The organism is Pseudomonas sp. CFBP 8772, assembly GCF_014841665.1.
In the GTDB taxonomy this organism is placed as follows: domain Bacteria; phylum Pseudomonadota; class Gammaproteobacteria; order Pseudomonadales; family Pseudomonadaceae; genus Aquipseudomonas; species Aquipseudomonas graminis_B.
This window is the reverse complement of the sequence record NZ_JACYUI010000007.1, coordinates 81,055-107,148: the sequence shown is the minus strand read 5'-3', so window position 1 is coordinate 107,148 and position 26,094 is coordinate 81,055. Positions and strand designations below refer to the sequence as shown.

Below are 26,094 nucleotides of genomic sequence, written 5' to 3'. Positions count from 1 at the left end.
GTTTTTGGAAATCAGGCCGGGTTCAGGACAAAGTCCCAATTGACGGCCAGGAAAGGCACTTGCAAGTCATACCGTTGGGCAGTGGCTGCATCGGTTTGCGTAGTGAAATGGGCAATCAGCTCTTTCTTCACACCGAACACGGTGTCCTCGTGCAGATAAGGGCAGTCCGGGGTGAAAATGTGGGTGATCACCTGGTCATAACCGGGAGCCGTGACAATGAAGTGCAGGTGCGCAGCACGGTTGGGATGGCGCCCCAGACTGCCCAGCAATTTACCGACCGGCCCATCGGCAGGGATCGGGTAATGCCGTGGCTTGACGGTACGAAACGCGTAGTAGCCATCGGCGTCGCTGGTAAACAGCCCGCGCAAGTTGTAATCCGGCTGTACGCCTTTTTGCTGCACGTCATAGAAGCCGTCGTCGTTGGTCTGCCAGATATCCAGCCTCGCACCGGCGATGGGATTACCATCGATGTCCAGCACCCTGCCACTGACGAGCGTCGGCTCACCCTTGCCGTCCAGGCAAATATTGGCACCGTTTGCGTAGCGTGGCGCATCGGCCACGTAGAACGGCCCCAGGATAGTGTTCGGCGTAGCGCCCTTGGGACGACGATGGTTGATTGCATCGACGAGCATCGTCACACCCAGCACGTCGGACAGCAGGATGTACTCCTGGCGCCAATCGGTGCACATCTGCCCGGTCTTGGTGAGGAAATCGATAGCCATGAACCACTCCTCGTGGGTGGGTTCGATTTCCTTGACGGCCGCGTGCAGGTGCCGGGTCAACACCGACATGACTTCTTTCAGACGTGGGTTGCCTTGATCGGTAATACGAGCGTTAACGATTTCAGCAGAGCGCTCTTCTTCGAACAGACCGCCGATAGGCGTTTCGGCATCCAGGTGGGCTGTCATCACATGTTCTCCTTGATTCTTATTATTGGGACCGGGCCGCAAATCGCACTGCCCGGCATCCGTCAATTCAGTGTCTGTTATGCGCGTGCGGTAATGGCGACGGCGCGGTCTTTGCGCGAGCCCAAACGTTGTTTCATCAATGTTTCGATCTGCTCCAGGGTCAGGCCCTTGGTTTCAGGCAGGCACAGCGTGCAAAACACGATCGAGCCGATGTTGATCACCGCAAACATAAAGAACGTCATCCCGCCCATGACGCTGAGTAGCAGGGGGAACAGCAACGCGACGATGGCATTGAAGATCCAGAAAATACCCACGGCGATACCGTTCATGAGCCCGCGAGCATGGGTCGGGAACATCTCGGACATCAGCAACCAGTAAACCGGACCGATGCACATCTGCATGAAGAACAGGAATACCAGCACTCCAGAAAGTGCCAGGTAGCTCTGCATCAAAGAGTGCGGCAGGAAGTTGACCACCAGACCGAGGTAGATCTGCGCTGCCACGACTACGGTCAGGCCCATCAACAACATCGAGCGCCGCCCCATACCGTTGATCAACCACATCCCGACGAGCGTTGCGATTACCGAGATAACACCGTTGCCAATGGTCGCGATGAGTGCAGCGTTAGTGCCCATCCCGGTTTCCTTGAGGATCATCGGCGTGTAGTACATGAACGCATTGACGCCGGTGAACTGAATCACGAAGCCCAGACCGATACCGATGCCCAGAAGCTTGACGATCCAAGGCTCGCTCAGCTTGCTCCAGGCGCTGCTGTGCTTCTTCTCGACCTTGTGCTTGGCGATGATTTCGCGCATTTCCCGGTCTACTTCGCGTTGCGTATCGCGGATCCCGCTGAGGACCTCACTGGCTTCAACTATCCGCCCTTTGCTGACCAGCCAGCGTGGCGACGTTGGTACGAAATACATGCCGACATAGAGCAACAGGGCCGGTAGCAGTGCGATGGCCAGCATGTAGCGCCAAATGGTCGGGCTGTCGAACAGATGTGCCAGACCAGCGCTGGCCATGTAAGCCAGGCACTGTCCAGAGACAATCATCAACTCGCTCTGGCACACCAGACGCCCGCGATGCTGGGGGGCCGCCAGTTCGGCGATCAGCACGGGCACGGTCGATGACGCGCCACCTACCGCAATGCCGAGAATGAAGCGGGTGATGATCATTGTGGTCAGGTCAGGGGAACAGGCAGTCCCGAGGGCACCGATGGCGAACAGCAAGGCCAGCGCCTTGAGTACGCCCAGTCGGCCGTAGCGGTCGGACAGTTGCCCCGAACACAGCGCACCCAATGCGCCACCGAAAATAAGGGAGGAAGCAACCAGCCCTTCAGACATCGGGGTCAACCCCAGACCGCCATGGGCCGCATCGAGGGTCATGAACGGTAATGCGCCGGAAATGACCCCGGTGTCGTAACCGAAGCCCAGCGAGCCCATCGTGGTGATGGCGGCGATACGCCATAGTATTTTGGATGAAGCCCGGCCGGAGGTTTGCATAGTGGACATGAGGTCAACCTTTTATTGAAATTATGTGTACGCTCAGTGGGTGTGAGATTACTGCCATCGAATTGGAAAAAACATGCCTGTACGGCAAATGTGTTTTCCGCCTGGTGGAAAACCGAAAGCTCCGGTAACACAGCGTCTCAGCCGTGATACCGGCGCAATCCGGTCATTACCTTTCGTTTTTCTAGAACTTGGCCTGCAGCTTGATGCCGGTAATCAAAGCCGAATCGATTTCACGCACGCCGCCGGGGTAATTCACGTATTGCACGTTCGGCCGTACGGTCAGCCAGTCGCTGAAATGGATGCCGTAATAGATTTCGCTACTGATCTCGTTGTATTGGACCGGGACAAAGGCAGGGTTGTCATAATCACTGATGCCATTGCGCTGATTGGTCAGCTGCGCCCTGTCTCTGAATGCCGGGTTGGTATGGACCTCGGCGATGCCAATCCCCAGGTCATCCTTGGGACGACTGTCCAGCAGGCCTTTGTAGACAATGCCGGCCTGGATGAAGTGATCGACTTTGCTGGTGGCTTTGTCGTGGGAAGTAAAGTTAGCGAACACCGACAACCCCCGAAGAGGATCGCCGTCCCGTGCAGTCAGCTGCTGCTGTGCCACTAACCAGTAGCCATGCCGGCTGGAATGCTGATCAAACGTCCCGCCGGACAGCGGTTGCGGATTGCCGTTGCGGTCATCCAGCACGTCATCGGCATTGGCCGTACTTTTGTAGTAGCCCAAGCGGTATTCACCGGCCAGGCCATTAAGCTTGGGACTCCAGACCAGCTCGACGGGAATGATCGCCCCCTTCGCCCCGCTGCCACTGAGTTTGAAGCCGTTGCCGGTTTCCAGGTAGGAAGGGTTTTGCTCGAAGGCCCCGATCTGAGCAAACCACTCGGGTGCAAATTGATAGCGCACCCGCGCTGCCCACTGGCTGACCGGCCAGTTGTACCAGATGTCGCCGATCCAGTTGGCGGCCTGGGCGCCGCAGAACGGCGTGCTCTGGAAGTCGCACGGAAAGGCGTTGAAATCAGACCCTTCATCAAAGCGTCCGGCCTTGACGTCCAGCGCCCCGTCGAGCCAGGCCTTGGTGAACCACATCTGGGTCAGCCGCCAGGTCTGCCCACGCCCGTAAACCTCCTGCGACGATGAGTACCCCCCGACGCGTGGGTCGGCAACCCGGTCATTGGTGAGGTTGCGGCCGTCGCGCTCAGTAATGGTCAATTGGAACTTCGAGTTCTCCCAGCCAAGCAGTTTCTGCAGATCGCCGGTCAGGCCCAGCGCATACTGTTCAGTCCAGCGCGCAGTGCGGTCATCGTCATAGCCGCCATGGACATTGGCCGCCATTTCCCCGGTGTAGCCCAGCTGAACATCGACTCCCTGATTCAACCAGTCGGTGCGCACGCCCCCCCAATCACCGCTGCCCCATTTCGAATCCAGGGAGAATGCATCATTGGCGGCCTGGGACAAACCGGGAATCAGGAGACAAAGGCTGACCGCAACTGTGCTCTTGGCAAAGTTTTTCATGAGAAGAACGTTTCCTTATTGTAAGTATTATTAAAAACGTGCGGGCATAACTACTCCTGACAAAATTGTGTTTGCCAGTGCTACGCAGTTAGTTATCAAAACGACCGCCAAGTACAGGTGACGCACCTGCACTGCGCAGCGGATCATAGGTAGGGAATAATCAAGCGACTAGTCACGAAAAACATAAAAGTGAATTCCGCTACGCGGAAAACTGTCAGCGTGTCCAGTAGCGCTCGTATTGCTGCTCCTTGAAATCGGCCAGCAGAAAGTCGATGAATACCCGAAGTTTAGCAGGCATATAACGACGGCTCTGAAACGCAACATTGATTGTCAGGCGCGGCAAATCCCAATCGTCCAGAACCGGAATCAACCGCCCGGCGACCAGATCAGCATTGATGATGTATTTGGGCTGTACGAGGATGCCGCCCCCCGCCAACGCCGCCGCGCGAACGATCTGGCCGTCGTTGGTTTCCAGTATCGGCTCGGCCTTGTAGGCCATCTCTTCCTCGCCCCGGGTAAAGCGCATGACCCTTGGCTGGTTGGCATGGCTGTATATCAGCAGGTCGTGATTGGCCAGATCATCAATGGAGCGCGGCGTGCCCTTGCGCTGCAGGTAGCCGGGCGAGGCAGCCAGTACCCGGCGGGTTTCGGCCAGGCGGCGAATAGTGATATTTGAGTCAGGCTCGTATTCCTTGGTGCGAATGGCCAGGTCGATCTCGCTATCAATGATGTCGAAGTAACGATTCTCCCCCAGCACCTTGACGTTGATGTGGGGATACAGCTTGCGAAAAGCCGGGATGAGCGGCCCGATATGCAGCATGCAAAAGGAAATCGACGCCGTAATGGTCAGCGTACCCATTGGCTGCACCAGGGATTCATTAAGCGAAGCCTCGGCTTCTTTGAGTTCGCCCAACAGGTTTTTGCAGCTTGTATAGAACTGATGACCAGAATGGGTGAGCGCCAGACGACGGGTATTTCGGTCGATCAAGCGCACATTCAGACGCTGCTCCAGGGCGACCAGATGACGGCTGGCAGCAGCGTTGGAAAGGCCCAGTATCTCTGCGGCTTTACTCAGGGTTCCCACTTCGGCTGTCAGGACAAACAGCTCGAGTTCGGTGAGGCGATCCATGGCGTGCTCCGTTCTTATTTTTTCACTGATGAAATAAAGAATTCCAAAAGCGGACTTTTCTTACACTGCGCGGAACTATAACGTGCGAAACGACAGGCTGAAAAGAGCAGCAATCGGTCTGTCAGTCAGTACCGCCGTAAAGTCGGTGCTCTAATAAGACCGGGAGTCAAGATGCGCAACCTGGACGAAACCACCATCACTCAAGCCGTGTTGGCCACTCATCACAGTGCCGCCGATGGGCGTTTGAGCGAAGTCATGACCAGCCTTGTGCAACATCTGCATGCCTTCGCCCGTGACATCAAGTTGACTGAACAGGAATGGCAGCACGGTGTTGCTTTCCTGGAACAGGTCGCCAACATCGGCACCGGCCTGCAGCCCGAATTTGCCCTGCTCTCCCACGTGTTGGGACTGTCGACATTGGTACTGGCGCAAAACCGCCCACGGACGGCTGTCGGCACTGAACCTGCAGCATTCGACAGCCAGCCCGACTGCCCGGCAGAGAGTCAACATCAGATTCAGGATCAGGGAACAGACATCAGCGCAACCACTGCCGGACCCAGACTCTGGGTACAGGCATCGGTGCACGACACCAAGGCCAGGCCGGTTCCTTATGCCGCAGTGCAGATCAGTTCATCCGGTCAGGACATGCGCCCTGCTCTTTTGCAGGCTGACGGCGATGGCCAGGTGCGCTTTAGCACTGCCTTGCCGCAGCCATATCGCGTCGTTGAACAAGGTGCAGTCAACACTTTGCTTGCTGCTCTGGATCGTCATGCCTGGCGGCCAGCCCATCTGGAGTTCGTTATCCGTGCCAGTGGCTATCGACCGCTGACCACTCTGGTGTTTCGCGACGATGACCCTTATCTGGGTGCCGATGCACTGTTCGGAGTGCGAGCCTCGCTGATTGCCGAATGGAAATACCAGGACAGGGGCCCCGCCCCGGATGGCTCGGTGAGCGATCAGCCGTTCTACACCCTGTCGTTCGACTTCGTGCTGGCGCCTGCCTGATTTCCACCCACCATTTGCACAACTATTGCCAGAGCCCATGACCCAGGACCTACTCATCACCGCACAGATTCGCGCGCTGGAAGCACAGCGCTACACCGCCATGCTGCAAGGCGACCATGGCGAGTTCGCCCGTCTGAGCCATCCGGCGTTGGTCTATGTGCACTCAAACGGTGTCGCGGACAGTCTCGACAGCTATCAGCATAGATGTCGCCAAGGGGTGTACCTGTACCACCGCATCGATCACACCGTGCATGAGGTTCGGCTCAACGAAAACACGGCTTTGGCGTTTGGCGAGATGTCAGCGTCAATTACCTCTCACGGTATCGATAAGAATATTCACAACCGCACCCTCAGCGTCTGGCTGAAAAGCGCTGCGGGCTGGCAACTATTCGCTTACCAGCCCACACCGATAGTGCAGCGCTCCAACCCTGCCCCTGCCACTGGAGAACAATAAAATGTCTACTGCCGATTTCGTCTACAACGGCCAGCCCTCACGCGTTATTTTCGGCAAAGGCTCGCTGCAGCAACTTGAAGCGGAAATAGATCGCCTGGGCGCACGCCGCGCCTTGGTGCTTTGTACCCCCGAGCAGCGTGCGCAAGCCGAACATGTCGCGTCACTGCTGGGTAATCGTGCTGCCGCGATCTTCGACAAAGCAGTGATGCATGTGCCAATTGAAACCGCCCGCGAAGCCCGAGAGGTCGCCAGCAAGCTGGGTGCCGACTGCGCCGTGGCCATCGGTGGCGGCTCCACGACCGGCCTAGGCAAGGCCATCGCCATGGATTCCGGTCTGCCGATCCTGGCTATTCCCACAACCTACGCTGGCTCGGAAATGACTCCCGTCTACGGCTTGACCGAGAATGGCCTCAAGCGCACAGGCAAAGATCCTCGCGTATTGCCCAAGACGGTCATCTATGACCCAGAGCTCACCCTCAGCCTGCCACTGGAAATGTCCATCACCAGCGGAATGAACGCCATCGCGCATGCTGCCGAAGGCTTGTACGCACAGGATGGTAACCCGGTCATGTCGCTGATGGCCGAGGAAGGCATCCGCGCGTTGGCCGAAGGTATGCGCAATATTCACCGCAACCCCAATGATCTGGATGCCCGAGGAGACTGCCTGTACGGGGCATGGCTGTGCGGCACCGTGCTCGGCAATGTCGGCATGGCCCTGCACCACAAGCTTTGCCACACCTTGGGCGGCAGTTTCAACCTGCCGCACGCGCAAACTCACACCATCGTGCTGCCGCATGCCATTTCCTATAACCAGTCGGCCGCTCCAGCCCTGTCGCGCATCAGCCGCGCATTGGGCGCGGATAACGCCAGCCCGGCGGCGGCGCTGTTCGACCTGTCCACCTCCCTCGGTGCGCCCACGCGCCTGAAGGATCTGGGCCTGACCGAAGCTGACCTCGATCGCGCCACCGATATTGCCCTCTCCAATCCGTACTGGAACCCGCAGCCTATCGAAGCATCGGGCATTCGTCAGCTGTTGCAAGACGCCTATGAGGGTGTGCGCCCACAGTAAGAATTTGCCAGATACAAGAAGAAATCATCTTGCATGGCGGGGGCGAAAGAGCCGTTGCTATAGCAACATGAAGCTTGCGCATTAGGCCGTCGCATTTCCTAGAAAGTAATACGACTGCCTGCTTTGGGTCGATAGCGGACGGTCAGTGCAGCGTCAAACCTCTCAAAAAGAAAACTCGATGGTCACAGCCGTTAAGAACATCGTCACCGCTGTCTTCCCGGCCAGCGAAATGAAATGCGGGAAATAAGCCAACCCCACGCTAATCGTGTAGCCCAACACCGCGAATGTGCAGAACCACATGACCCATGATCGGCCATCTGGCGTACTCGCTATACAAAAGATTAACGAGCCCGCAATGCCAGTGAACCCCAAACAACGCAACGCCCGCTGGCTGGGCCATATCGGTCGGTTATTAAAGACGTCACGGTAGTGTCTGTTTAGCGACAGGCACAAGGCCGTCAGGGCCGCGTATAGCAAAGCGCTCCATGTCAGCAGGCTCATGAATGCCTCTCGCGTCGGGGGGGCCTTGAACCCGGCGCACGAGTTTGCGGTATGCACTGCTGCGCAGGTTGGTAGAGCCGCCAGGCCACAACCGCAAAACTCATTCCCAGCAGTCCGCAGACCAGGTTCAGCCCGTTTATTGGATTGGGACCTGTGAGGATATCGAGCACAGGTAAACCACCACACGTCAACGCACACAGCATTGCCTGCTCTCGCCAGGCATGTTGGGTCAACCGCATTTGAGCGTGCAGTAGCGTTAGCAGCCAGGTGCAGAAAAAGGCCTGTATTTCACGAATATCCCGAGCGGGCATATCGCCGGGCAGTAGCCGGTTGGCCCAGAGAAACGCAGCCATCGCCGTGGGCAGTCCGAGCATTGCCGCGATGTTCAGGCCTTCAATATGCCGATAGACCCCACGCCTTGAATTGCCTCTGCGTTTGACCACCCACAGCTGCAGCCCTGTGGCAATCATCGCGCAGCCGCCCAGCCCACTGAGAAATAACAACACACGCAACAGCGGATCGGCGAAATGCGCCAAGTGCAGCCCGTACATCACACCGTAGAAAGCCTTGACGGGCCCCGTTGACGGGTTCGTGCCGACCCACTCACCGCCCACGCCGTCCAGCACCAGCCGTTGCGGCTGCGATGAGACGTGATCCAGGGTGTCCCTGAACAGCTCGACGCGGGCATTGACGGCTCCCGGCGCAGTGATCGACACACGAGCAATATGCTCTTGACCCCAATGCTGCCGGGCTTGCTGAATGAGGGTTTCGGGCGAGGCCAAAACGGCCCTCCCGAGCGCCGGCACCTGCGGCGCACTGAAGTCGCGAATGTCACGAAAGAACGCTGCGCGATCGGGGCCATAGACCAGATCGACGCCCCACGGGATGTACATGAACATCAAGGTGATCAGCCCGGTGTAGGTGATCACTGCATGGAACGGCAGCGCTAACACACTCAAAGTATTGTGCGCATCGAGCCAAGAGCGCTGGCCCTTGCCTGGCCTGAAGGTGAAGAAGTCCTTGAAGATGCGCCGATGGATAATCACGCCACTGACGATGGCGATGAGCATGGCCATGCTGGCAACGCCAACGATCCAGCGGCCGATCTGCGACGGCAGGCTGAGCTGAAAATGAAACGCGTAAAAGAAGTCTCCGCCAAAGGTTTTGCGCGGGGTTAGCGTCTGCGCGTAGGCTGGATCAAGCCACTCGCTGTTGTAACGCCGCTCCCCTGCACCTTGCCACATGACCTGAGTCACAGGCAGACGCGTCGTGGGCAGATCAATCAGCCAGGAAGCGGCATCCGGCGCACACTGCTCCAACCAGTCCATCGCTTGTTTGAGTGAAGCGGCCTCGCTGATCGGCGCCGAGGGGCGAATTTCCGGGTGCATCCAGGCGGTGATTTCACTGCGGTAATAGCTGGCAGTGCCGGTCATGAAAATAGCCAGCAACAGCCAGCCGACAACCAGCCCCGACCAGGTGTGCAGCCAAGCCATGCTTTGACGCAATCCTTCTTTCATCACGCATCACCGGGCAGGGAGACGGCGGACAAGCACCCATAGACGCCCCCGAGCAGCAACATCGCGGCAAGCAGCCCCAGCCAGGCGCGCCTGGCCGAGCGTGCCGCGAAAACCCATATGGCTGCAAGGCACAGAATCAGGAAGGCAGGCAACGTCGCTGCCAACACGGTCTCGGCGCGAGGCTGTAACACGACAAGGGGCAACCCGATGGCCAGGCAGGCGGTGAACAGCGCGGTGACGGCGTACCCGCCTATCACCGCTGCGAGGATTCTTGAGAATACCCCTAATCTATAGCGAACGGACAGCTGGGGCCTGCCATGCCTCACCACTGGTAGCTCACAGAGCCGATGACACTGCGCTCGTCGCCGTAGCGGCACGAGGTATTGCACGACAGGTACGACTCATTGGTCAGGTTCTGGGCCTTGGCAGTCAACTGCCAATGGTCGTCGATGTCATAGCTGACCCGTGCATCAAAGCGGGTGTAGGCCGGGATCTTGCGATCAGTGACGGTCGGTGTGGTGCGGGTGGTACCGGCGTACAATGCGCCCATGCCGATCTTGACCTGCGGCAGACCGAACGCAGCCAGACGATAGTCCGTCCAGAGCGAGGCGTTGTGGTAAGGCACCCCTTCAAGGCGTTTGCCAATGTTGGTGACGACGTTATCTTCCAAGACATGCGCGTCGGTATAGCTGTAGCTGGCCGTCATGCTCACGGTGTCAGTCAGGTCGGTCTTGGCTTCGAGTTCCAGCCCCTTGGAGCGGCTTTTGCCATACTGCTCGTACTGCGCGGTCAGGGCGTTGTAGGTGATCGCGTTGGTCTGTGTCAGCTCGTAGACCGCCGCGCTGAGCACCGTGTTGCTGCCCGGTGGCTGGTAGCGAATGCCGACCTCGTATTGCTCGCCTTCGATCGGGTCGAACGTCCCCGCGACGCCAGGGTTGGCAACATCGGCCGGCTGGAACGACTGGCTATAGCTGACATAGGGCGCTACGCCGTTATCGAACAGGTACAACAGCGCGATACGGCCGGTAGGTTTCTGGTCACTGCGTGGCGTACGGTCGCCATTGACGAAGGAATAATTACGGCTTTCTGCCCAGTCCTGGCGACCACCCAACAGAAACACCCAATGATCGTCAAAGGTGATCTGGTCTTGAAGGTAGAGACCCACCTGACGGCTGTGGATATCCCACCCAGATTCGGGTGCGGTGTTCGCCCCTACCCCGGTGTAGGCAAAGGTCGAGAGGTTCAGGCGGGGAGCAAGTTGCGCCACTGTGGCGCTGATGTGGCGATGGGTGTCGTAGGTCTTGTGGTAGTAGTCCACACCCGCCAGTAGTGTGTGGCGCCAGCGGCCCGCGTCGATCTTCCATTCAACGTTGTTGTCGCTGGTCCAGCCGGTGGAGGTTTCTTCACGTTCGCTGTAACGGCGGTTCAACGTGTTACCGGAAATGCTGAACGGCAACAGGTAGTTCCAGGAAACCCTAGATTGGTAGTAGCGCAGGGCGTGACGTACTTTGAGCGTGTCGCTAAAGCTGTGTTCGAACACGTAGCCCAAGGTATCGATGCGGCTGTTGAAATGATCGTAACCGGGCTCGCCCACAAAATCGTCGCGCCCGATCTTGCGTCCAGGGTTTGGACTGTAGGTGGTCATGGCGTAAGTCAGCGGCGGCGTCAGCCCGGTGAGTGCTTCGGTGTGGCTGGCGAGCACAGTGAGAGAGGTATCGTCGTTCGGCTTCCAGGTGAAAGAGGGTGCAATGTAGCGCTTGTCGTCGCGAATGTGGTCTACCTGCGTGTCAGCGTCGCGCCACAGGCCGTCGAGCCGATAGGAGAATTCACCCTGTTCATCCAGCGGGCCGGCCAGGTCGAAGGTGTACTGCTTGCGATTATGGCTACCGTATTCGACGCCGACCCGATGCAACGGGGTGTCGGTGGGCCGCTTGCTCACGGCGTTGATCATGCCTCCCGGCGACAGCTGCCCGTACAGCACAGACGAAGCGCCCTTGAGCACTTCGGCGCGCTCCAAACCAAACGGCTCGATGCCGCCGTCGTAGACGCTGGACTGCAATTTCATGCCGTCGAGCAGAATACCGCCAGTCCCGGAGCCAACGTTGAAACCGCGCAAGGTGTAATCGTCCGCCACCCGGCTGAAACCATTGGGCTGGCTTACAAACCCTGGCGTGTAGCTCAAAGCATCGGCCAAGGTGTCACTCTTGCGGTCGTCCATTTCGGCGCGGGTAACTACGGAAATCGATTGCGGTGTCTCAATCAGTGGTGTGTCGGTCTTGGTCGCACTGGCGGCACGTTTGGCCACATAGCCATAGACCGGACCGTAGGCCGATTCCTGATCGGACACTGCATCGATGTTCGACACACCCAACATCAGCGCGCCGGTTTCCGGCTGCACGCTCAGCGCGCCGCTGCCACTAATCAAAAGCGACAGTCCGCTGCCCTGCAGTGCCTGCTCGACGGCCTGCTCTGCTGTCAGTTGGCCGGAAACTCCATGGGCCTGTCGCCCTCTGACGTCATCCGGCAGGAACACCACCTGACGACCACTGCGCTGACCGATCGCGATAAGCGTCGCCTCCAGAGGACCTGCGAGCCAGGCGTACATCTGGCGCCCCGCCGCGCTGACCGGCTCTGCAGCAAAAATGATGTTTACAGGCGTAACGACAATGCTGACAGCAATGGCCAAAGGGCAAAGGAACTGAGGACGCATGGGTGAATGACTCTCCGGTGTCAGGACAGAACAGCTGCAAACGGCGCAGCACTGTCTTGCTTGTGCGATGAGCCAGCGAAATATTAAGAGCCTATTGAAAAATTTTTTCTTGCGGACCTCAGCTCAGGGACACACGGGTCCAGAACCCCAGGAAATGCTCGACCCGCAGCGGCAACACATCAGCCATTGCAGCCAGCGCCTGTTCACTTTGATCGAGGCTGAACACGCCGGAGATTTTCAGTCGCGCAGCTTTGGGGCTGAGGGTCAACACGCCTCGGTGATAAGGTCGCAACGCCTCGATGACCGTTGCCAGCGTCTGGTCGTGAGACTCCAGCATGCCCTGCGACCACGCTGAAGCACTGTTCGCGGACCTGCCGATCGGCTCGATACCTCTGCCGGTCAGCCGTACACCCTGCCCCTCTGCCAACGTCGCACCCGAGCCGTTGATGTGCGTTACCCGCAGGCTTTTCTTCAACGCCCAGATACGGGACTCCTCCGGCAAGAGCATCATCATGCAGCGTCCTTCGGCCATGCTCGCAGTACCCAGGCGAGAACACAGCCGCAGGGCATCCCGCTCGCTGGCCCGAACGTCGGCAATCACACCGCCATCAAGCAATTCAACATCGCGCTTATGTGCCCCGAAACGCAGGTTCACTGCACTTTGCGCGTTGAGCAGCAGAGACGAACCGTCTGGCAGAGCGATGCGTTCACGCTGGGCGGTGCCGGTACTCAAATCTGAGCGCAGTCCCGCCAGCCCCCTCCCCGGGCCGGTCAGACAATAACTGCCAGCTGCCAACCCGCATAGCCCCAACGCCCCTCGCAGAAAGGCACGACGACGAACCAGTCGGTCCTTGGCCAACATTCGGCCCGACACACCGTCAACGCCGGCAAACGTTGCCTGCAACCGAAGCTGCAACTGTTGCCAGGCCTCCTGATGGTGTCGGTCGGCCGCAAGCCACTGCTCGAAAGACAGTTGCTGCTGCGCATCGAAAAACCCGGAACGCTGATAGGCCATCCAGGCAATGGCTTCATCCACAGCAGCAGGCGGTGCAGCGGTCATAGCCGCGCCCCGAAACAGGCACGCAGCCCCTGGACCACGTACTGGTGAACACGCGGCACGGACACCCCCAGCTCGCGCCCGATTTCAAGGTAGGTCATGCCATCGAGCTGGCTGTACAAAAACGCCGCCCGGGCCCGGGATGACAGTCCCTCAAGCATACGATCAATCTCGACCAAGGCTTCGACCGCGAGCGCTTGTTGCTCTGCTGACGGGGCAAACTGCTCAGGCTCGCCGGCCAACGTCTCCAGATAGGCACGCTCCAGATCGCGGCGGCGCCAACTGGCGTACACCAAGCGCTTGGCAATGGTCGTTAACAGTGCCCTAGGCTCGCGAATCGAATGTGGATCATCCAGTGCTACCACGTGAGCAAAGGTTTCCGACGCCATGTCTGCGGCATCGCTGGGGCAACCCAATCGCGCCCGCAACCGGTCGAACAACCACCCATGGTGATCGCCGAACAGCTGATGGAGCAGGCTTTGGCGGGCGGTCAACTTGACGCTGGCGACACTGGAATTGACTGCCATCGAGAGCATCACTAATGGAAATGGTTCTCAATTCTGTCAAACCCAATCTGCTCTCGCAATAAAAGTCATTGGCAGGACAGAAAAAGACCGCCCAGATTGGCGGCGATACCGAGATTCGCTATCGCTTGACGATAATTTCAGACACCACAACAGGAGTTGGTCGTTCCACGCCTTGGACTCTGCCATGAACGCCCGCTAGAAGGCGTACCAAGTGCTAGAGCGGCGAAAGCCTTATCACCAGCAGAATCACCAGTTGGGTGTTTATATCCTCCATGTTGACGCTCTACTTGTAAAATCATGCCAAAAGGCAGCTTGACATAAACGATGGGCACCTCTGGTTGAGCCGGTCTGCATCTTGCGTAATTAATTTGCCTGAGCAACGCCTGAGGTGCCGCCGCCTTCGCCACGTTTAAGCATCCGGCGATAGGAGGACGGAACCATATCGACTAGCAGAAAATTTTAATCGTGCCATGCACAAGCCTCATACATCGGTTTGATCACGCGCTACCCCACGCGCTCTTGCGTCTTTTCCTGTGTTCTTAGAGGGCTTACATGCTGTCAATAAAGTGCGATCGCTTATTATGTCATTGCGTTTACTTGCCGGGCTGATCGTGTCGCCTGTTAAGAGAAGAGAGAGAGGGGAGGCATACCCTAGTGCCGAAATACCCCTTGCGTGTCGATCGCCTTGATGGCTAGAGTTGGGCACCGAAAACCGCAGGTAACGCAATGGAACTGCTTGATATTTACCTCCCTCATTACCATTTTCGTGAGCGTCACGCCCTCGATATTCGCGCTACCGCTGCCCAAGTAATGGGGGCTGTCGAAAGCTACGATAGTACCGAGGATCGACTCGTTCGGGCGATGACCGCGTTGCGCGAGATGCCGCAGCGGTTAATTTGGAGGCTAGGTAATGCTCCCGCTAGCAATCGTCCGCCATTCAGTCTTGAAAACTTTACCAACCTTAGAACCATTCCTGATAAAGCTCTCGCATTAGGTCTGGCGGGGCGCTTTTGGAAGCTAGACTACGGCCAAGAAATCGTCCCGGATGCTGAAAGTTTTAAGCATTTCGAACAGCCTGGCGCGGCGCGTCTAGTGCTAGGATTCAGCGCCAATGAACTTGGTGACGGTCTCACCCGCCTTGTTACGGAAACACGCGTGCAGTGCCTTGATGCCGTTGCCCTGCGCCAATTTCGCCCGTATTGGTACCTGATACGCCCCTTCAGCGGGCTGATTCGTAGACGTGTGCTTAAAGCCATCAAACAGGAAGTGTGCAGGATTCATCGCTAAAATTCACCGCAACTTCGGAGGTATAGGTAACCGGCACTTCGAAGAACTTATAGCTGCCTTCATCCACTTATAAGATGTCGATGTTATCGCCGGCCGGTACGGTGCGCGGCTAACTCTTTTTCCTTAGTCGCGATGCTTGAGGCCCACTGAAAGCCGACAGTTGCGGGACTCAATACTCCCCTGCCTGAAAGGCCAGCACGCCCGATCTTTCATGCTGGGAGTTTGCCCGACGATCGTCAGCTTGACCTTCTGCGGAGACTCAGCCCGAGGAGGGATAGAGGGGCTGTGATGAAAGGTGACGATGTTGTGAGCGCCCGTGGGAACAAAGTTCTGGTTATTGAAGCTGGTTTGCCGAGGCCCGGGGTTAGGACCCGTGTCCAACGATGTTGGACTCGAGCGTATGACAGAGCCCCTGTCCACTTCTGCGTTCAACACCTGAGCTTTGGATTCCATCGACGCGACTCCTCGGTGGGGCTCCGATCGGGTTGACCACAGCAAAGCGCTGACTCCAATAACACTGCCTATTGCTAGGCACGCGACAAGACTTTGCACGCCACGCCTGTGGCCTCTTCGGGTAATTCGCTCCGGGGCATCACTGAGTTCTGCTTTCATCCATGACCTACCTGTGATCTCTTTTTGCACATCGGCAACATTCTGGAAGCGATCTTCCCCTTGAACTCTCGGACGCGAAAGACGCGCCCTGGTACTGCCAAAGGCCTGTGGTGCACAGCGGATTTTTCCCAGTAGGCTGCATCAAATCACGCAAGGTGGGTTAGCCGGGCGCATATCGCTCGCCGCTCGCTTACGATGAGATGGGCCACTTCATCACCCAAGCATGGGACGAAGAAAACTTCTTTCGTAGCTTACGATCAACTTCAACGCCGTCGCCTCTTCCACCAGACGCACACACTCCTCATCCTGCGCAGCCTGATCGCGATACCGTTCGTAATCAGCGAGGGTAGCGAAACTGAACAAGCAATAGGCAATGTTGTTGGCACCTTCAGCGGGCAGAAAGTAGCCGTGGTGCTCGCCTCCCAGACGGGTTACCAGACCGATCCACTGGCGCGAATAGCGTTCGAATGCAGCGAGTTGGTAAGGATCGATAACGTATTTGACGTGACAGGTGATCATGCAATCAGTCCATTGAATTAAGGGCCAGCATTCTACCTGCCTAATTGGCACCTGTCCGAATACCATCCTTCCACCCTCTACAGGTTTCACTCTCGCATCCTGGTATCAAGGTGCAATCACGCAAGGTGTGTTGTGCGGACGCTTACGCCCATGTGTCTTCAAGTGCCATCTAGTAGACGACGCGTTTAAGACTTGCGCCGGGCATGGGCCAATAGGCCGGCTGCGGGGATGGAGGTTTCTGAACTGGGTGTGCACGGGCTGCGCGCTGCAGCAGCAACCAATGGCCTGGAGCACGAGGCGGATATCGCCAAGGTGCAGGCCTGGCTTGGCCACGCCAATCTCAGCATGGCGCGTATCTACGATTGCCGGCAGAACCGGCGGGGGACTCACCGACCTAAAAGGTCAAGTATTGATAGAGAAGAAACAGTGGTGCCAGCATCTGCTGGCGTAAGCAATTTCAAACCGTGCTTCTTTTTTCCAGGCTGTTTTTTCGTCAAAAATTAGCCCACGTCTAGCCTGTCAGCTATACATCAGATGAGACAGCGTGCCACCACGGCACACCTACTGGAGGCTCAATATGGCTAATAATGAAAAAACCAGCAAAGGAGTAGCGTCAAAAGCAGGCAAGCAACTGAAAGACGAGAAATCTTCCTCTGCAGAAAAATCAGTCGCTGGTTCAGCACTGACTCAAACCCCCGATAAAAAGAAAAAGTAGATCTGCCTGACGAAAGCGTATGGGCCTGGCATTTTCATTTTCGTGGAGTCGCTGTAATCCAAGGAGACCTGTCGCCTTGGATTACATTGGCCAGCCAGCGGAAAGGCACGCTGGTCACCACCCCCAGCTCCCACAATCCCGCTAGAGTTATTTCTGACTACAGCATTTCAGTTGAGTCGATGGACGCGCTAACTACGCCCACCAAAGACACTTGCACCGTGGACGCGAAGATCATGTCGGTATTGCCCAGGTCCTGGGTCCAATCGCCAGTGAGGGCAATCTCGAACCGATGACCCTGAGCGTCCGGTTCCACATCCTTGAGGTAGGTGCGATCCAGGTCGTGGTTATAGATCATCTTCAGGGTGGTCCCGGTACCGTCTCCGAACCCCGTGTAACCTAATGACGATACGTCGATCTTGTCGTTGTTGTTGGCGAACCGGTCAATCAGGTCCACGAAGCTCTGGGTGTCGGTGCAGTAGCTGTCAGTGGCCGAGGTGTAGCGGAACACGTCAGCGTCATTGATGCCGTTACGGCCGTACACCGAAAGGTTCGGATCGTCGCCGCCGCTCAGATGGTCGGCACCCGCGCCCCCGATGATCACATCCGAGCCTCTGCCGCCGTCGATACGGTCGTTGCCAGCCAAGCCGTAAATGACTTCCGACATCGCGGTCCCTGTGATCACGTCCTTGGCAGCCGTTCCTTCGACGGTTGGGGCCGTGAACACCAGGTTGGTGCTGTTCAACTGCCCCGTCAGGTTGCCTTCGAGCGCCAGTTCAAAGCGCTGCCCGTCGGCGTTGGCATCGAAACTTTTCAGGTAAGTGCGGGTGCCGTCAGCGTTGGCCTGGATGGCCAGCGTGCCATTGTGGCCGTCGCCAATGCCGGTGAAGCCCAACGCAATCAGATCTACACGGTCTTGGGAGGCGTCGAAGTCCAGAATCCGGTCGCTGCCGGTTTCCGTAGCGGTACGGTAGCTGTCGCTGATCTGAGTGAAGCGGAAAATGTCTGCGCCCGTCCCGCCTGTCAGCACGTCACGGCCACCCGCGCCTTGCAGCACGTCGTCACCGCCCAGGCCGTGGATGATCTCGGCCGTGTCGTTGCCAATCAGGTGATTGGCCTCACTGGAGCCATCCACATGGTATTGGCCGTCCTGGCTGCCAAAGGTGGTGTCCAGGCTGCCATCGGCGTTCAATCGGGTGATCACGTCGCCGGCGATCAGGATTTTGCCATCGGGCTGAACGACTACCGAGTGGGCATAGTTCTTATCGCCGTGAGGCACCTGGACGGTGAGCTTGCCATCACCGCTAAAGGAGGTATCGAAGGAGCCGTCCGCATTCAGCCGCAGTACGTTGAAGGCTGTATTGTCATTGCTCTCGCCGGCAATGATGATCTTGCCATCGGCTTGCACGGTCATCGCAGCGCGGTAGTCCAGCCCCAGCGCGGTATCGAAGTACACCACGCCGTCCACGCCAAACGCGGTATCCAGGTTGCCGTCGGCTGCTAGTCGCTGAACGGCGTAAACCGGATCGCCCGGGTCGTGGGGACCGTCGGAGCCCACGTACAGCCAACTGCCGAGCAATACGCTGCCGTCTGGCTGCACAACTGTGGCGATATTGCCGGTGCCGTAATGCCCGGTCGGGTTGAGGACGAGTGCGCCGTCGGTACCGAAATCCTCCGCCGGAGCCCCGCTGCTGTCCAGCTTGAACACCACTGCTTGGGCGGTGCCGCGAAGGCTGACATACACCGAGCCATCCGCCGTCGCGTACATCGCCAGGCCGTCGTAGTTGAAGGGCGGGACCATTGCTGCGGCGCCGTCGTGGCCGAAGGTGGTGTCCAGGGTGCCGTCTACATTGAAGCGTTCAACCTTCAAACCGCCAAGCCCCGGCTGCGCGGCGAGCACTTTGCCGTCAGCCTGCACCGCCATGACGTAGTCAGCATAGGCTTCCGGATCTAGGTTGCCGGGCACGAGGGCAATTCCGTCCTGGCTGAAACTGCTGTCCAGGCTGCCGTCGCTGTTGAGGCGCACCGACGTGAAGCTGCCGCGGGTGCCATAGCTTTCATCGCCCGGCGAGCCTGGATAACCAATGGCGGTCTGGAAGCTTTCGCCGCCGACGAGGATCTTGCCGTCAGGCTGGAGAATGATGCTCCACGTTTGATCGCCCCCGGTGGAGGGGTCGACCTGCACGGTGCCCGGACCGCTTCGTACGGTGTAATCGATGGTGGGCTTGCTGTCTGTTGAAGCCATGACATTGTCCTTTTGGCATGGAACCCGATGGATTGGGATAAAGCTTGGACGGGTCCGTTGAATCTGACCTTGGTAGGATCTATTAATGCGAACTTTTTAGGCTCTGGCTCACCACACCAACTGCACCCCGCGGCAGAAATTCTCGGAAAATTGGGATCCCCGTCCTTCTGCAGCTGCTTTCTCGTGAGTCAGTTGTGGCCTTCCACAGAAGGCCCCCAGACTTCACGCAAAGTCCGGGGGACTATTTAACGGATATCCCGTTACACGCAGTCAAGACGCAGCAAGATGCCGAAGGGCTGAGCGACGCTTTGGATCGATAGCGGTCGGCCGTGGATCACTGCTTTCGACCCGCAGCCGTCTGTGACGATGCTTGAGGCCGATTGAGGCGTGGCATTTCGCGATTCGATACTTCCCTGTCTATAAGCCCAGCACGCACATTCTTTCATGCTCGGCGACTGCCGGACGATCGTCAACTTCGGTTTCGTTGGAGCCTCTGGCCTTGGCGAAAGATCGGAGCTAACTCGAAAAGCGACCACATTGTCAGCGCCTCTAGGAATGAAGTTCCGATCGTTGATCGGTCAATTTTCCATACTAGATTAAACGCTAATTTCAGGTCTTGAAGCGCGCTACCATCTGATTCAAGTTCACCGCTAACTGCGAAAGCTCATTGCTGGCGGCCAGGGTTTGCTGCGTGCCTTCGCTGCTCTGCAGCGCCAAGTTGCGAATGCTCACGAGCGCGCGGTCTACTTCGCGAGCTACATGAGCCTGCTCTTCCGCGGCAGTGGCGATCTGCTGATTGCGGTCATTGATCAGTTGCACCGAGTCGGCGATGACTTTCAGTGACATCCCGGCTTCGTCGGCAGTGCGCTGCGTGTTGTGTGCCTCGATGGTGCTGCTGCTCATCGAATCCACAACCAGTGACGTGCCTGCTTGGATACTTGAAATCATCTGTTCGATTTCCAGAGTTGAGGTTTGTGTGCGATGAGCCAGTGCCCGAACCTCATCAGCCACCACGGCGAAGCCTCGGCCTTGCTCACCAGCGCGGGCCGCTTCGATCGCGGCGTTCAAGGCCAGCAGGTTGGTCTGTTCTGCAATGGCACGGATCACGCTCAGCACCTTGCTGATGTCCTGCGCCTGACCAGCGAGGCCCTGCACCTGTTCAGAGGTCATTTCCACGCGGTCCGTTAGGCTGCGCATGGCATGTAGGGTTTCGCCGACTTTCTGGTTACCGGTGGCGGCAGCGCGTGTGGAGTCCTTGGCCGCTTCGGAGGTGGAGTTAGCGTTAAGCGCGACCTCATCGACGGCGGCGCTCATCTGGTTTACCGCCGTGGCGGCCTGCTCGATCTCACTGTTCTGCTGCTGCAGGGTGAGGCTGGCGCTCTCGGTGATGGAAGTCATCTCTACTGCGGCGGAACTGAGCTGTGCGGAAGCATCGGAGATCTGCTCTATGGTGCTTCGCAGGTTGCCTTGCATGGTGTTTAGCGCGCGCATCAACCGCGCAGATTCGTCATTACCCTTAACCTCCAGGATAAGACGCAGGTCGCCGTCGGCGATTTCCTCGGCCATTTTCAGCGAGGCGCCCATAGGCTGGACAATGCTGCGAGTCAGCAGGGTGGCGAGCACCAGCGTCAGCACCAGCGCGGCGAGTACCACACTATCGACGATGGTGATGCTGTGGGCATACACCTCAGTGGCGGTCACGCCTGCTGCTGCAGCGCCGTCGGTATTGTGCTGGCGCAACTCATTGAGTTTGACCTGGTACGCTGCGGCACGGTCGCGTTGTTCAGTGTTGGCGAATGTCACGGCCTGCTCATGCTGGGTAGCGTCAAGATCGACGACGCGTTGCAGTCCATCAAGATAGGTCTTCATCAGCGCCGCTGCGGCCTCGAATTTGGCCCCTTCTTCTGGGTCGGAAATGAGGTTATTGCGGTAGAAGTCGGTGCGCTCGTTGAGCATGCGCTTAGCGTCTTCCAGGTGCTGCACGGCGGTCGCTTGCTCTTGGGGATTCGAAGTCGCCAGAAGACGGATGCTCTCTAGGCGCGCGCCGAGCAGGGCGATCTGGATGTCGTCGGCGGTCTGCACGCTGATCAGCCAGTTCTTTTCGATGTCCTGCTCGGTGCCACGCAGCTTCCCTAGCTGCACGTATGCGAAGCCGCCGAGGGCAATGACCAGCAGCGTGATTAAACCGAAACACAAGGCGGCACGGGGCGCAATATTTAAAGAACGTAGGTTCACGGTGCAACTCCGAAGGGCAAACGCAGAAACTTTCTGCGTTCTGTACGGAAGCCATCGGCAATGAAAAACGTAAATTTAGAACAAGGGTCAATTACAGCGGTATCAGTGCGGCCAGGTAGCAAGCAATATCGTCGAACCGTCATCGTTGTATCCGAATGTACATCAACAAGATCAAGGTTGTGCATCAGCGTCAGGGGGTGGGCCAGGGATTGCTCTGGCACCTTTGGCAGATCCATCGACTGCCGATCGTGCCACTGTACGAGTACGAGCTGTCATGCGGCTTCTGGGATAAAGCGCGTCTGCGATTCGACGCTGTAGGTGCCCAACTGCTCGATCAGCTGGCAAGCCTTCCCGATACGAATTAAGAGGCGTTACGTTGACGGCATCTAGTACCGAAATCTGACAAAACCCAAGGTCTTTGGGGGGCCGCTATCGACCCAAAGCGGCCATTGGCATCGAATGTCAAACACCTAAAGGCTACCGCGTAACGATGTGTATTGACCCGCTTCTTATCGCCGCTTCGTCGATACCGGCCCATTGCCCGCAACGAAACGGCGTTAATAGCGTTACACCACACGTGCTGTGGACCAACCGCAGATAAGGAACAGGTATGACCCAAATTTCCGGCATCAAGGAAGTCACCAGCTATACGGATTTACAGGTCACAAGTGCCAGTAGCCAGGTCAGCAAGAACGCGATCGAACTCATCGTGCAGGGTACTCCTGGCAATGACTACATACGTGGTGGGCTGGCCAATGAACTGCTAATGGGTGGGGGCGGCAACGACCAGCTAGTCAGCGGGGGGGGCAACGATGTGATGGTCTCCAGTGCCGGATACGACGGTATGGACGGCGGCGCCGGTAATGATGTATTCCGCTTCGACCGCCTCGGCGACAGCTTTATCAAGGACGGAGGCGAGTATACCGACACCATCAACTATTTCGATCCCGCCCACGATATCCTCGACGTGTCGGCTCTGGGCTATAGCCATTTAGGCAATGGTTATGGCGATACCTTGCACATCCGTAGCGAGCCTCTGCGCGGCATTTACATTTTGGAAAGCTACGAGCAAGACGGTAATGGCAAACATTTTGCCGTGCAGTTCCTGGCCAATAGCGGCCTTATTACCGATGCCAACTTCCAGCCGCTGATCAACGGCACTTCGCACGACGATCTGCTCGAAGGCACAGACGCCAGCGAATCCCTTAAGGCCGGCACTGGCCGCGATACCGTCGAAGCAGGCGCGGGCAATGACCGGCTATTCGGCGGCGCCGGCGGCGATACCCTGAGCGGCGGAGCAGGTGCCGACAATTTCGTGTATACCCGGCTCAGCGACAGCTACCGTAATGATGCCAGTGGTAGCTACAGCAGCCGCGACCTAATCACCGACTTCAGTGGCAGCGGCCATGACATGATCGACGTGTCAGCGTTGAGCTTCACCGGGCTGGGCAACGGCTACAATGGTACGCTGAAGGTGGTCCTCAACTTGGCCGGCGATACCACCGCGCTTAAATCGCTGGAGCCCGATGCCAACGGCAACCGCTTCGAAGTTCTGCTCAGCGGGAACCACGTCAGTGAGCTCAATGCCAGCACCGTGCTGTTCGCCCCGCCCAGTGACGCGACCACCGTGACCACCCCGCAGCCGATCACACCCGTGAATCTGGCCGGCGACGACAAGGCGAACATCCTGTATGGCTACTGGGGAAACGACACGCTGGCCGGCGGCGCCGGAAACGACACGCTGGAGGGTAACGCCGGCGACGATGTGCTGACCGGTGGGTTAGGCGCGGACAAGCTCACTGGCGGTACAGGCAACGACCGGTTCGTGTTCACGAGCAGCGCCGACAGCTATGCCGGTAGCAGCGACCTGATCACTGACTTCATCTGGGGCCAGGACAAGCTCGACGTCGCCGCGCTCGGCGTGACCGGTTTGGGAGACGGCCGTGACGGTACCTTGCGCATGACCTACGATGAAAACACTGATCGTACCTACCTGCGCAGCAGCGAAGCGGGGGCCGATGGGCACGCTTTCCAGGTCACGCTAGCCGGATTCGACTACACGCAGTTGATCACCAATGCCGATTTGGTGGTTGCTGATAAGGCAGAGGTGGTCCTCATTGGCCACGCCACTATTGACATTGACCACGTGGGCTAACGCTGCCTGAGCAACTGAGCTATCAGCACGCAACTTTAGCTTACGCAACCGCTATGGTGTGCGTGCTGAACGGCAGCTGTGGGGCGATAGCGGTCACCCATGACCGACCGCTATCGACCGTAAGCAGCCACCAGCCGGGGCTGCTGCACGATATCAAGCCAAGGATGATCGTAGGTGCATCAGTATCCTTGTGCATTTGCTACGCAGTTTGCCCCTTGCCAATATCACCACGGCGCGAATCTACGATTGCCGGTAGAACCGACGGAGGAATGACCGGATTACCGACTCTAAAAGGCTAACTACTAATAGAGGAAAACAGTGGTGCCAGCACCTGCTGATGTAAGCAGTTTCCAAAAAGTCCTGTTTATGATTCGCCCAAAGCCAGCCGCTCAGCTATACATTAGAAGAGAAACAGTGCCATCACCGGCACACCTACTGGAGGCTCAATATGGCTAGCAATGAAAAAACCAGCAAAGGCGTAGCGTCAAAAGCAGGTAAGCAATTGAAGGACGATAAATCTTCTGCTGCAGAAAAATCAGTCGCTGGTTCGGCACTGACTCAAACCCCAGACAAAAAGAAAAAGTAGACATTTGCTACTGAACGCGTCTGACCCCAGCATTTTCCCATGTCCGAGTAATCGCTGTAATCCAAGGACACTTGAGCCCTGGATTACAGCGGCCAGCAAGAGGAGCGACACCTTGGGTACCCCTCCCCGGCCTCCCACAATCCCGCAAGAGTGATTGCCAGCTTCGGCCTTGTCATCGTTGTCGGCGAACCGGGCAATCAGATCCACAAAGCTCTGGCTCTCCGGTAGCTGTCAGTCGCCGCCGTGTAGCGGAACACGTCAGCGTCGTTGGTGCCATTGCGGCGATAGACCGAGAGATTGGGGTCGCCGCCGGCGATCAACAGGTGAGCACCTGTGCCTCCGATGATCAGATCCGAGCCTATGCCGCCGTCGATATGGTCCTTGCCGGCCAAGCCGTAAATGACTTCCGACGTAGCGGTCCCTATGATCACGTCCCTGCCGGCCGTTCCTTCGACGGTGGGGGCCGTGAACACCAGGTTGGGGCTGTTCAACTGCCCCGTCAGGTAGCCTTCGAGCGCCAGTTCATCGCACCTCCTGTTTGGGCCTCATGACGAGGCTTGGAGGTGTCTATGAAACCTGAGGCGACTCATACGGTAGCTACGATCTTACCCAGCTGGTAAGCCAAGGTGCTGACTGCTACGGTTTGACATCGCAGCAGCCAGAGGGCTGGTTAGAATGCTGCCTTCAGGCGAGCGCCGGCATAGGCCTGTGCTTCCTGAGCCTTTTCCACCACCGCAGCGGTGCCGAAAAACTCGTGGGTCACGCCGTCATACAGCTTGCGCTCCACGCTTACGCCCTGGTTTCGCAACGCCTGCTCCAGTTGCGCACCGTCATCACGCAGCGGGTCGATCTCGGCATTGATCAGAGTCACTGGCGGCAGACCGTGAAGGTTGGCGTGCACAAGATCCAGACGTGGATCCTTCAGATCGGCAGAGCTTTTGGTCACATTAGCCACGAACCAAAGCATCATGGGGCGATTGAGTGGCTTGGCGTCAGCGTACTTCAAGTACGACTCGGTGTTGGTCGTGGTCTGCCCCACTGGGTACACAGCAATCACACTCTTAGGCGAGGTCAGGCCCTGATCGCGTGCTGCCACAGCAGTGGCGAGCGCCAGATTGCCGCCGGCGCTTTCGCCGGCCAACGCTAGGCGTTTAGGGTCTCCGCCAATGCTAGCAGCGTTGGTAGTGAGCCAGCGGTAGGCAGCAACAGCGTCTAGATGCGCTGCCGGGAATTTATATTCAGGCGCGCGACGGTAGTCCACTGACACCACGATAGCATTGGCCTGCTTGGCCAGGCCGCGGGCGCCACCGTCATACACGGTGCGGTCCGCGATCACCCAACCGCCGCCGTGGAAATACAGCACTACCGGGAATGGTCCGTTACCAGCAGGGGTATAGACGGTTGCTGGCAAGTTCCCTGCAGCACCGGCTACCGTGATCTCATGGGTTGCCACGCCCGGGACCAGTGCTGTGGGGCTGCTGTCACGCTTCTGGTCGGCCAGTACCCGCTTTACGCCATCAGCCACAGTAGGCTGTTTACGGGCTTCCTCCGGCGTGGTTTTTTCAATAGCTTTAGGATCGAACGCCGCTTGGACGTTAAGCACTTTCTGCATGTCGCTGTCAGTGCGGAACATGCTTTTGGTCGAGCTGACAGCTAATTCCGACAAGGTAGGTTTTTCCGGATCGCGAGCGCAACCGGCCAAGGTTGCCAAGCTGACGGCAGTTACGGTAGCAACCAATGCACAACGTATTGGGTGGGGCGAACGCATGGTGAATCCTCGATGGGTGCAGCTATCTCGACGAATGTGGTGGCAGGCGCTGCACAAGCCGCTCC

23 protein-coding genes and 2 pseudogenes are annotated in these 26,094 nt (G+C 57.9%); 9 read left to right on the top strand and 16 right to left on the bottom strand.

Annotated elements, in window-relative coordinates:
• Nucleotides 1-11 precede the first annotated feature (11 nt).
• The 4 genes from IFT99_RS15765 to IFT99_RS15750 form a co-directional block, all read right to left on the bottom strand.
• A complete protein-coding gene (locus IFT99_RS15765) occupies nt 12-908 on the bottom strand; it encodes an intradiol ring-cleavage dioxygenase (protein ID WP_192133407.1) in 897 nt (298 codons plus the stop codon).
• A 77-nt stretch (nt 909-985) separates the two neighbouring features.
• A complete protein-coding gene (locus tag IFT99_RS15760; RefSeq protein ID WP_192133405.1) occupies nt 986-2,422 on the bottom strand; it encodes a sugar porter family MFS transporter in 1,437 nt (478 codons plus the stop codon).
• 181 nt (nt 2,423-2,603) lie between these two features.
• On the bottom strand, nt 2,604-3,941 hold the full coding sequence (locus IFT99_RS15755; RefSeq protein WP_192133402.1) for a carbohydrate porin: 1,338 nt from the start codon (nt 3,939-3,941) through the stop codon (nt 2,604-2,606).
• Between the two features lie 214 nt (nt 3,942-4,155).
• Nucleotides 4,156-5,070: a LysR family transcriptional regulator gene (locus IFT99_RS15750; protein WP_192133400.1), complete on the bottom strand. Its 915-nt coding sequence runs from the start codon at nt 5,068-5,070 to the stop codon at nt 4,156-4,158.
• Between the two features lie 171 nt (nt 5,071-5,241).
• On the opposite strand from IFT99_RS15750, the gene IFT99_RS15745 reads away from it, so the two are divergent.
• Genes IFT99_RS15745 through IFT99_RS15735 form a run of 3 tightly spaced genes read left to right on the top strand, consistent with a single transcriptional unit; the run spans nt 5,242 to nt 7,598 of the window.
• Nucleotides 5,242-6,075: a dioxygenase family protein gene (locus tag IFT99_RS15745; RefSeq protein WP_192133399.1), complete on the top strand. Its 834-nt coding sequence runs from the start codon at nt 5,242-5,244 to the stop codon at nt 6,073-6,075.
• A 37-nt stretch (nt 6,076-6,112) separates the two neighbouring features.
• Nucleotides 6,113-6,529 carry a nuclear transport factor 2 family protein gene (locus tag IFT99_RS15740; RefSeq protein ID WP_192133397.1) on the top strand — a complete coding sequence of 139 codons (417 nt, stop codon included), beginning with the start codon at nt 6,113-6,115 and terminating at the stop codon, nt 6,527-6,529.
• Nucleotide 6,530: 1 nt separating this feature from the next.
• Nucleotides 6,531-7,598, top strand: coding sequence for a maleylacetate reductase (locus IFT99_RS15735; RefSeq protein ID WP_192133395.1), 1,068 nt, complete (start codon nt 6,531-6,533; stop codon nt 7,596-7,598).
• Between the two features lie 162 nt (nt 7,599-7,760).
• On the opposite strand, the gene IFT99_RS15730 is transcribed toward IFT99_RS15735, so the two are convergent.
• The 6 genes from IFT99_RS15730 to IFT99_RS15705 form a co-directional block, all read right to left on the bottom strand.
• Nucleotides 7,761-8,099, bottom strand: coding sequence for a DUF3325 family protein (locus IFT99_RS15730; protein WP_192133393.1), 339 nt, complete (start codon nt 8,097-8,099; stop codon nt 7,761-7,763).
• Nucleotides 8,096-9,592: a PepSY-associated TM helix domain-containing protein gene (locus IFT99_RS15725; RefSeq protein WP_192133391.1), complete on the bottom strand. Its 1,497-nt coding sequence runs from the start codon at nt 9,590-9,592 to the stop codon at nt 8,096-8,098. The genes IFT99_RS15730 and IFT99_RS15725 overlap by 4 nt, the downstream gene beginning before the upstream one ends.
• A 23-nt stretch (nt 9,593-9,615) precedes the next feature.
• The gene (locus tag IFT99_RS26345) at nt 9,616-9,783 is read right to left on the bottom strand and encodes a DUF3649 domain-containing protein (RefSeq protein ID WP_342214628.1); all 168 of its coding nucleotides are present in this window, start codon (nt 9,781-9,783) and stop codon (nt 9,616-9,618) included.
• Nucleotides 9,784-9,938: 155 nt separating this feature from the next.
• Nucleotides 9,939-12,326, bottom strand: a complete 2,388-nt coding sequence (locus IFT99_RS15715) for a TonB-dependent siderophore receptor (protein ID WP_192133389.1) — start codon at nt 12,324-12,326, stop codon at nt 9,939-9,941.
• Nucleotides 12,327-12,444: 118 nt separating this feature from the next.
• Entirely contained in the window at nt 12,445-13,386 is a 942-nt protein-coding gene (locus tag IFT99_RS15710) for a FecR domain-containing protein (RefSeq protein ID WP_192133387.1), read from the bottom strand.
• Nucleotides 13,383-13,910, bottom strand: coding sequence for a sigma-70 family RNA polymerase sigma factor (locus IFT99_RS15705; protein ID WP_192133385.1), 528 nt, complete (start codon nt 13,908-13,910; stop codon nt 13,383-13,385). Before IFT99_RS15705 ends, IFT99_RS15710 begins: the two co-directional genes overlap by 4 nt.
• A 726-nt stretch (nt 13,911-14,636) precedes the next feature.
• Here IFT99_RS15705 and IFT99_RS15700 point away from each other — a divergent pair.
• Nucleotides 14,637-15,197, top strand: a complete 561-nt coding sequence (locus IFT99_RS15700) for a hypothetical protein (RefSeq protein ID WP_192133384.1) — start codon at nt 14,637-14,639, stop codon at nt 15,195-15,197.
• An 825-nt stretch (nt 15,198-16,022) separates the two neighbouring features.
• Here IFT99_RS15700 and IFT99_RS15695 read toward each other — a convergent pair.
• Nucleotides 16,023-16,328 (bottom strand): NIPSNAP family protein, encoded by a 306-nt coding sequence (locus tag IFT99_RS15695; RefSeq protein WP_003419173.1) that lies wholly within the window; start codon nt 16,326-16,328, stop codon nt 16,023-16,025.
• 222 nt (nt 16,329-16,550) lie between these two features.
• On the opposite strand from IFT99_RS15695, the pseudogene IFT99_RS15690 reads away from it, so the two are divergent.
• Nucleotides 16,551-16,706 (top strand): annotated as a pseudogene (locus tag IFT99_RS15690) (tyrosine-type recombinase/integrase); the annotation flags it as partial.
• A gap of 199 nt (nt 16,707-16,905) precedes the next feature.
• On the top strand, nt 16,906-17,043 hold the full coding sequence (locus IFT99_RS15685; protein WP_187292089.1) for a hypothetical protein: 138 nt from the start codon (nt 16,906-16,908) through the stop codon (nt 17,041-17,043).
• Between the two features lie 157 nt (nt 17,044-17,200).
• Here the strand turns inward: IFT99_RS15685 and IFT99_RS15680 are convergent, their stop codons facing one another.
• The 3 genes and pseudogenes from IFT99_RS15680 to IFT99_RS26825 form a co-directional block, all read right to left on the bottom strand.
• Nucleotides 17,201-19,285, bottom strand: a complete 2,085-nt coding sequence (locus IFT99_RS15680; RefSeq protein WP_192133382.1) for a calcium-binding protein — start codon at nt 19,283-19,285, stop codon at nt 17,201-17,203.
• 609 nt (nt 19,286-19,894) lie between these two features.
• Entirely contained in the window at nt 19,895-20,683 is a 789-nt protein-coding gene (locus IFT99_RS26830; RefSeq protein ID WP_407073268.1) for a methyl-accepting chemotaxis protein, read from the bottom strand.
• Between the two features lie 69 nt (nt 20,684-20,752).
• A pseudogene (locus IFT99_RS26825) lies at nt 20,753-21,520 on the bottom strand (MCP four helix bundle domain-containing protein); the annotation flags it as partial.
• Between the two features lie 155 nt (nt 21,521-21,675).
• On the opposite strand from IFT99_RS26825, the gene IFT99_RS15670 reads away from it, so the two are divergent.
• The 3 genes from IFT99_RS15670 to IFT99_RS15660 all read left to right on the top strand — a co-directional run bounded on the left by IFT99_RS15670 (nt 21,676) and on the right by IFT99_RS15660 (nt 24,261).
• Nucleotides 21,676-21,885 (top strand): hypothetical protein, encoded by a 210-nt coding sequence (locus IFT99_RS15670; RefSeq protein WP_192133378.1) that lies wholly within the window; start codon nt 21,676-21,678, stop codon nt 21,883-21,885.
• Between the two features lie 245 nt (nt 21,886-22,130).
• The gene (locus tag IFT99_RS15665) at nt 22,131-23,675 is read left to right on the top strand and encodes a calcium-binding protein (protein WP_192133376.1); all 1,545 of its coding nucleotides are present in this window, start codon (nt 22,131-22,133) and stop codon (nt 23,673-23,675) included.
• Nucleotides 23,676-24,123: 448 nt separating this feature from the next.
• Entirely contained in the window at nt 24,124-24,261 is a 138-nt protein-coding gene (locus IFT99_RS15660) for a hypothetical protein (protein ID WP_166650636.1), read from the top strand.
• Nucleotides 24,262-24,458: 197 nt separating this feature from the next.
• Here IFT99_RS15660 and IFT99_RS15655 read toward each other — a convergent pair whose 3' ends face one another.
• Complete coding sequence (locus IFT99_RS15655; protein ID WP_244656991.1) at nt 24,459-24,752, bottom strand: hypothetical protein; 294 nt, start codon at nt 24,750-24,752, stop codon at nt 24,459-24,461.
• A gap of 179 nt (nt 24,753-24,931) precedes the next feature.
• A complete protein-coding gene (locus tag IFT99_RS15650; RefSeq protein WP_192133373.1) occupies nt 24,932-26,029 on the bottom strand; it encodes an alpha/beta hydrolase in 1,098 nt (365 codons plus the stop codon).
• Nucleotides 26,030-26,094: the final 65 nt, after the last annotated feature.

Excerpts from the sequence above, each read along its gene's own strand:
- IFT99_RS15725 (WP_192133391.1), bottom strand. The coding sequence starts at position 9,592 with ATGGCTTGGCTGCACACCTGGTCGGGGCTGGTTGTCGGCTGGCTGTTG.
- IFT99_RS15705 (WP_192133385.1), bottom strand. The coding sequence starts at position 13,910 with ATGGCAGTCAATTCCAGTGTCGCCAGCGTCAAGTTGACCGCCCGCCAA.
- IFT99_RS15665 (WP_192133376.1), top strand. The coding sequence starts at position 22,131 with ATGACCCAAATTTCCGGCATCAAGGAAGTCACCAGCTATACGGATTTA.
- IFT99_RS15750 (WP_192133400.1), bottom strand. The coding sequence starts at position 5,070 with ATGGATCGCCTCACCGAACTCGAGCTGTTTGTCCTGACAGCCGAAGTG.
- IFT99_RS15680 (WP_192133382.1), bottom strand. The coding sequence starts at position 19,285 with ATGGCTTCAACAGACAGCAAGCCCACCATCGATTACACCGTACGAAGC.
- IFT99_RS15685 (WP_187292089.1), top strand. The coding sequence starts at position 16,906 with ATGGCTAATAATGAAAAAACCAGCAAAGGAGTAGCGTCAAAAGCAGGC.
- IFT99_RS15650 (WP_192133373.1), bottom strand. The coding sequence starts at position 26,029 with ATGCGTTCGCCCCACCCAATACGTTGTGCATTGGTTGCTACCGTAACT.
- IFT99_RS15735 (WP_192133395.1), top strand. The coding sequence starts at position 6,531 with ATGTCTACTGCCGATTTCGTCTACAACGGCCAGCCCTCACGCGTTATT.
- IFT99_RS15710 (WP_192133387.1), bottom strand. The coding sequence starts at position 13,386 with ATGACCGCTGCACCGCCTGCTGCTGTGGATGAAGCCATTGCCTGGATG.
- IFT99_RS15745 (WP_192133399.1), top strand. The coding sequence starts at position 5,242 with ATGCGCAACCTGGACGAAACCACCATCACTCAAGCCGTGTTGGCCACT.
- IFT99_RS26830 (WP_407073268.1), bottom strand. The coding sequence starts at position 20,683 with ATGACTTCCATCACCGAGAGCGCCAGCCTCACCCTGCAGCAGCAGAAC.
- IFT99_RS15740 (WP_192133397.1), top strand. The coding sequence starts at position 6,113 with ATGACCCAGGACCTACTCATCACCGCACAGATTCGCGCGCTGGAAGCA.
- IFT99_RS15700 (WP_192133384.1), top strand. The coding sequence starts at position 14,637 with ATGGAACTGCTTGATATTTACCTCCCTCATTACCATTTTCGTGAGCGT.
- IFT99_RS15765 (WP_192133407.1), bottom strand. The coding sequence starts at position 908 with ATGACAGCCCACCTGGATGCCGAAACGCCTATCGGCGGTCTGTTCGAA.
- IFT99_RS15695 (WP_003419173.1), bottom strand. The coding sequence starts at position 16,328 with ATGATCACCTGTCACGTCAAATACGTTATCGATCCTTACCAACTCGCT.
- IFT99_RS15670 (WP_192133378.1), top strand. The coding sequence starts at position 21,676 with ATGTACATCAACAAGATCAAGGTTGTGCATCAGCGTCAGGGGGTGGGC.
- IFT99_RS15730 (WP_192133393.1), bottom strand. The coding sequence starts at position 8,099 with ATGAGCCTGCTGACATGGAGCGCTTTGCTATACGCGGCCCTGACGGCC.
- IFT99_RS15715 (WP_192133389.1), bottom strand. The coding sequence starts at position 12,326 with ATGCGTCCTCAGTTCCTTTGCCCTTTGGCCATTGCTGTCAGCATTGTC.
- IFT99_RS15755 (WP_192133402.1), bottom strand. The coding sequence starts at position 3,941 with ATGAAAAACTTTGCCAAGAGCACAGTTGCGGTCAGCCTTTGTCTCCTG.
- IFT99_RS15660 (WP_166650636.1), top strand. The coding sequence starts at position 24,124 with ATGGCTAGCAATGAAAAAACCAGCAAAGGCGTAGCGTCAAAAGCAGGT.
- IFT99_RS15760 (WP_192133405.1), bottom strand. The coding sequence starts at position 2,422 with ATGTCCACTATGCAAACCTCCGGCCGGGCTTCATCCAAAATACTATGG.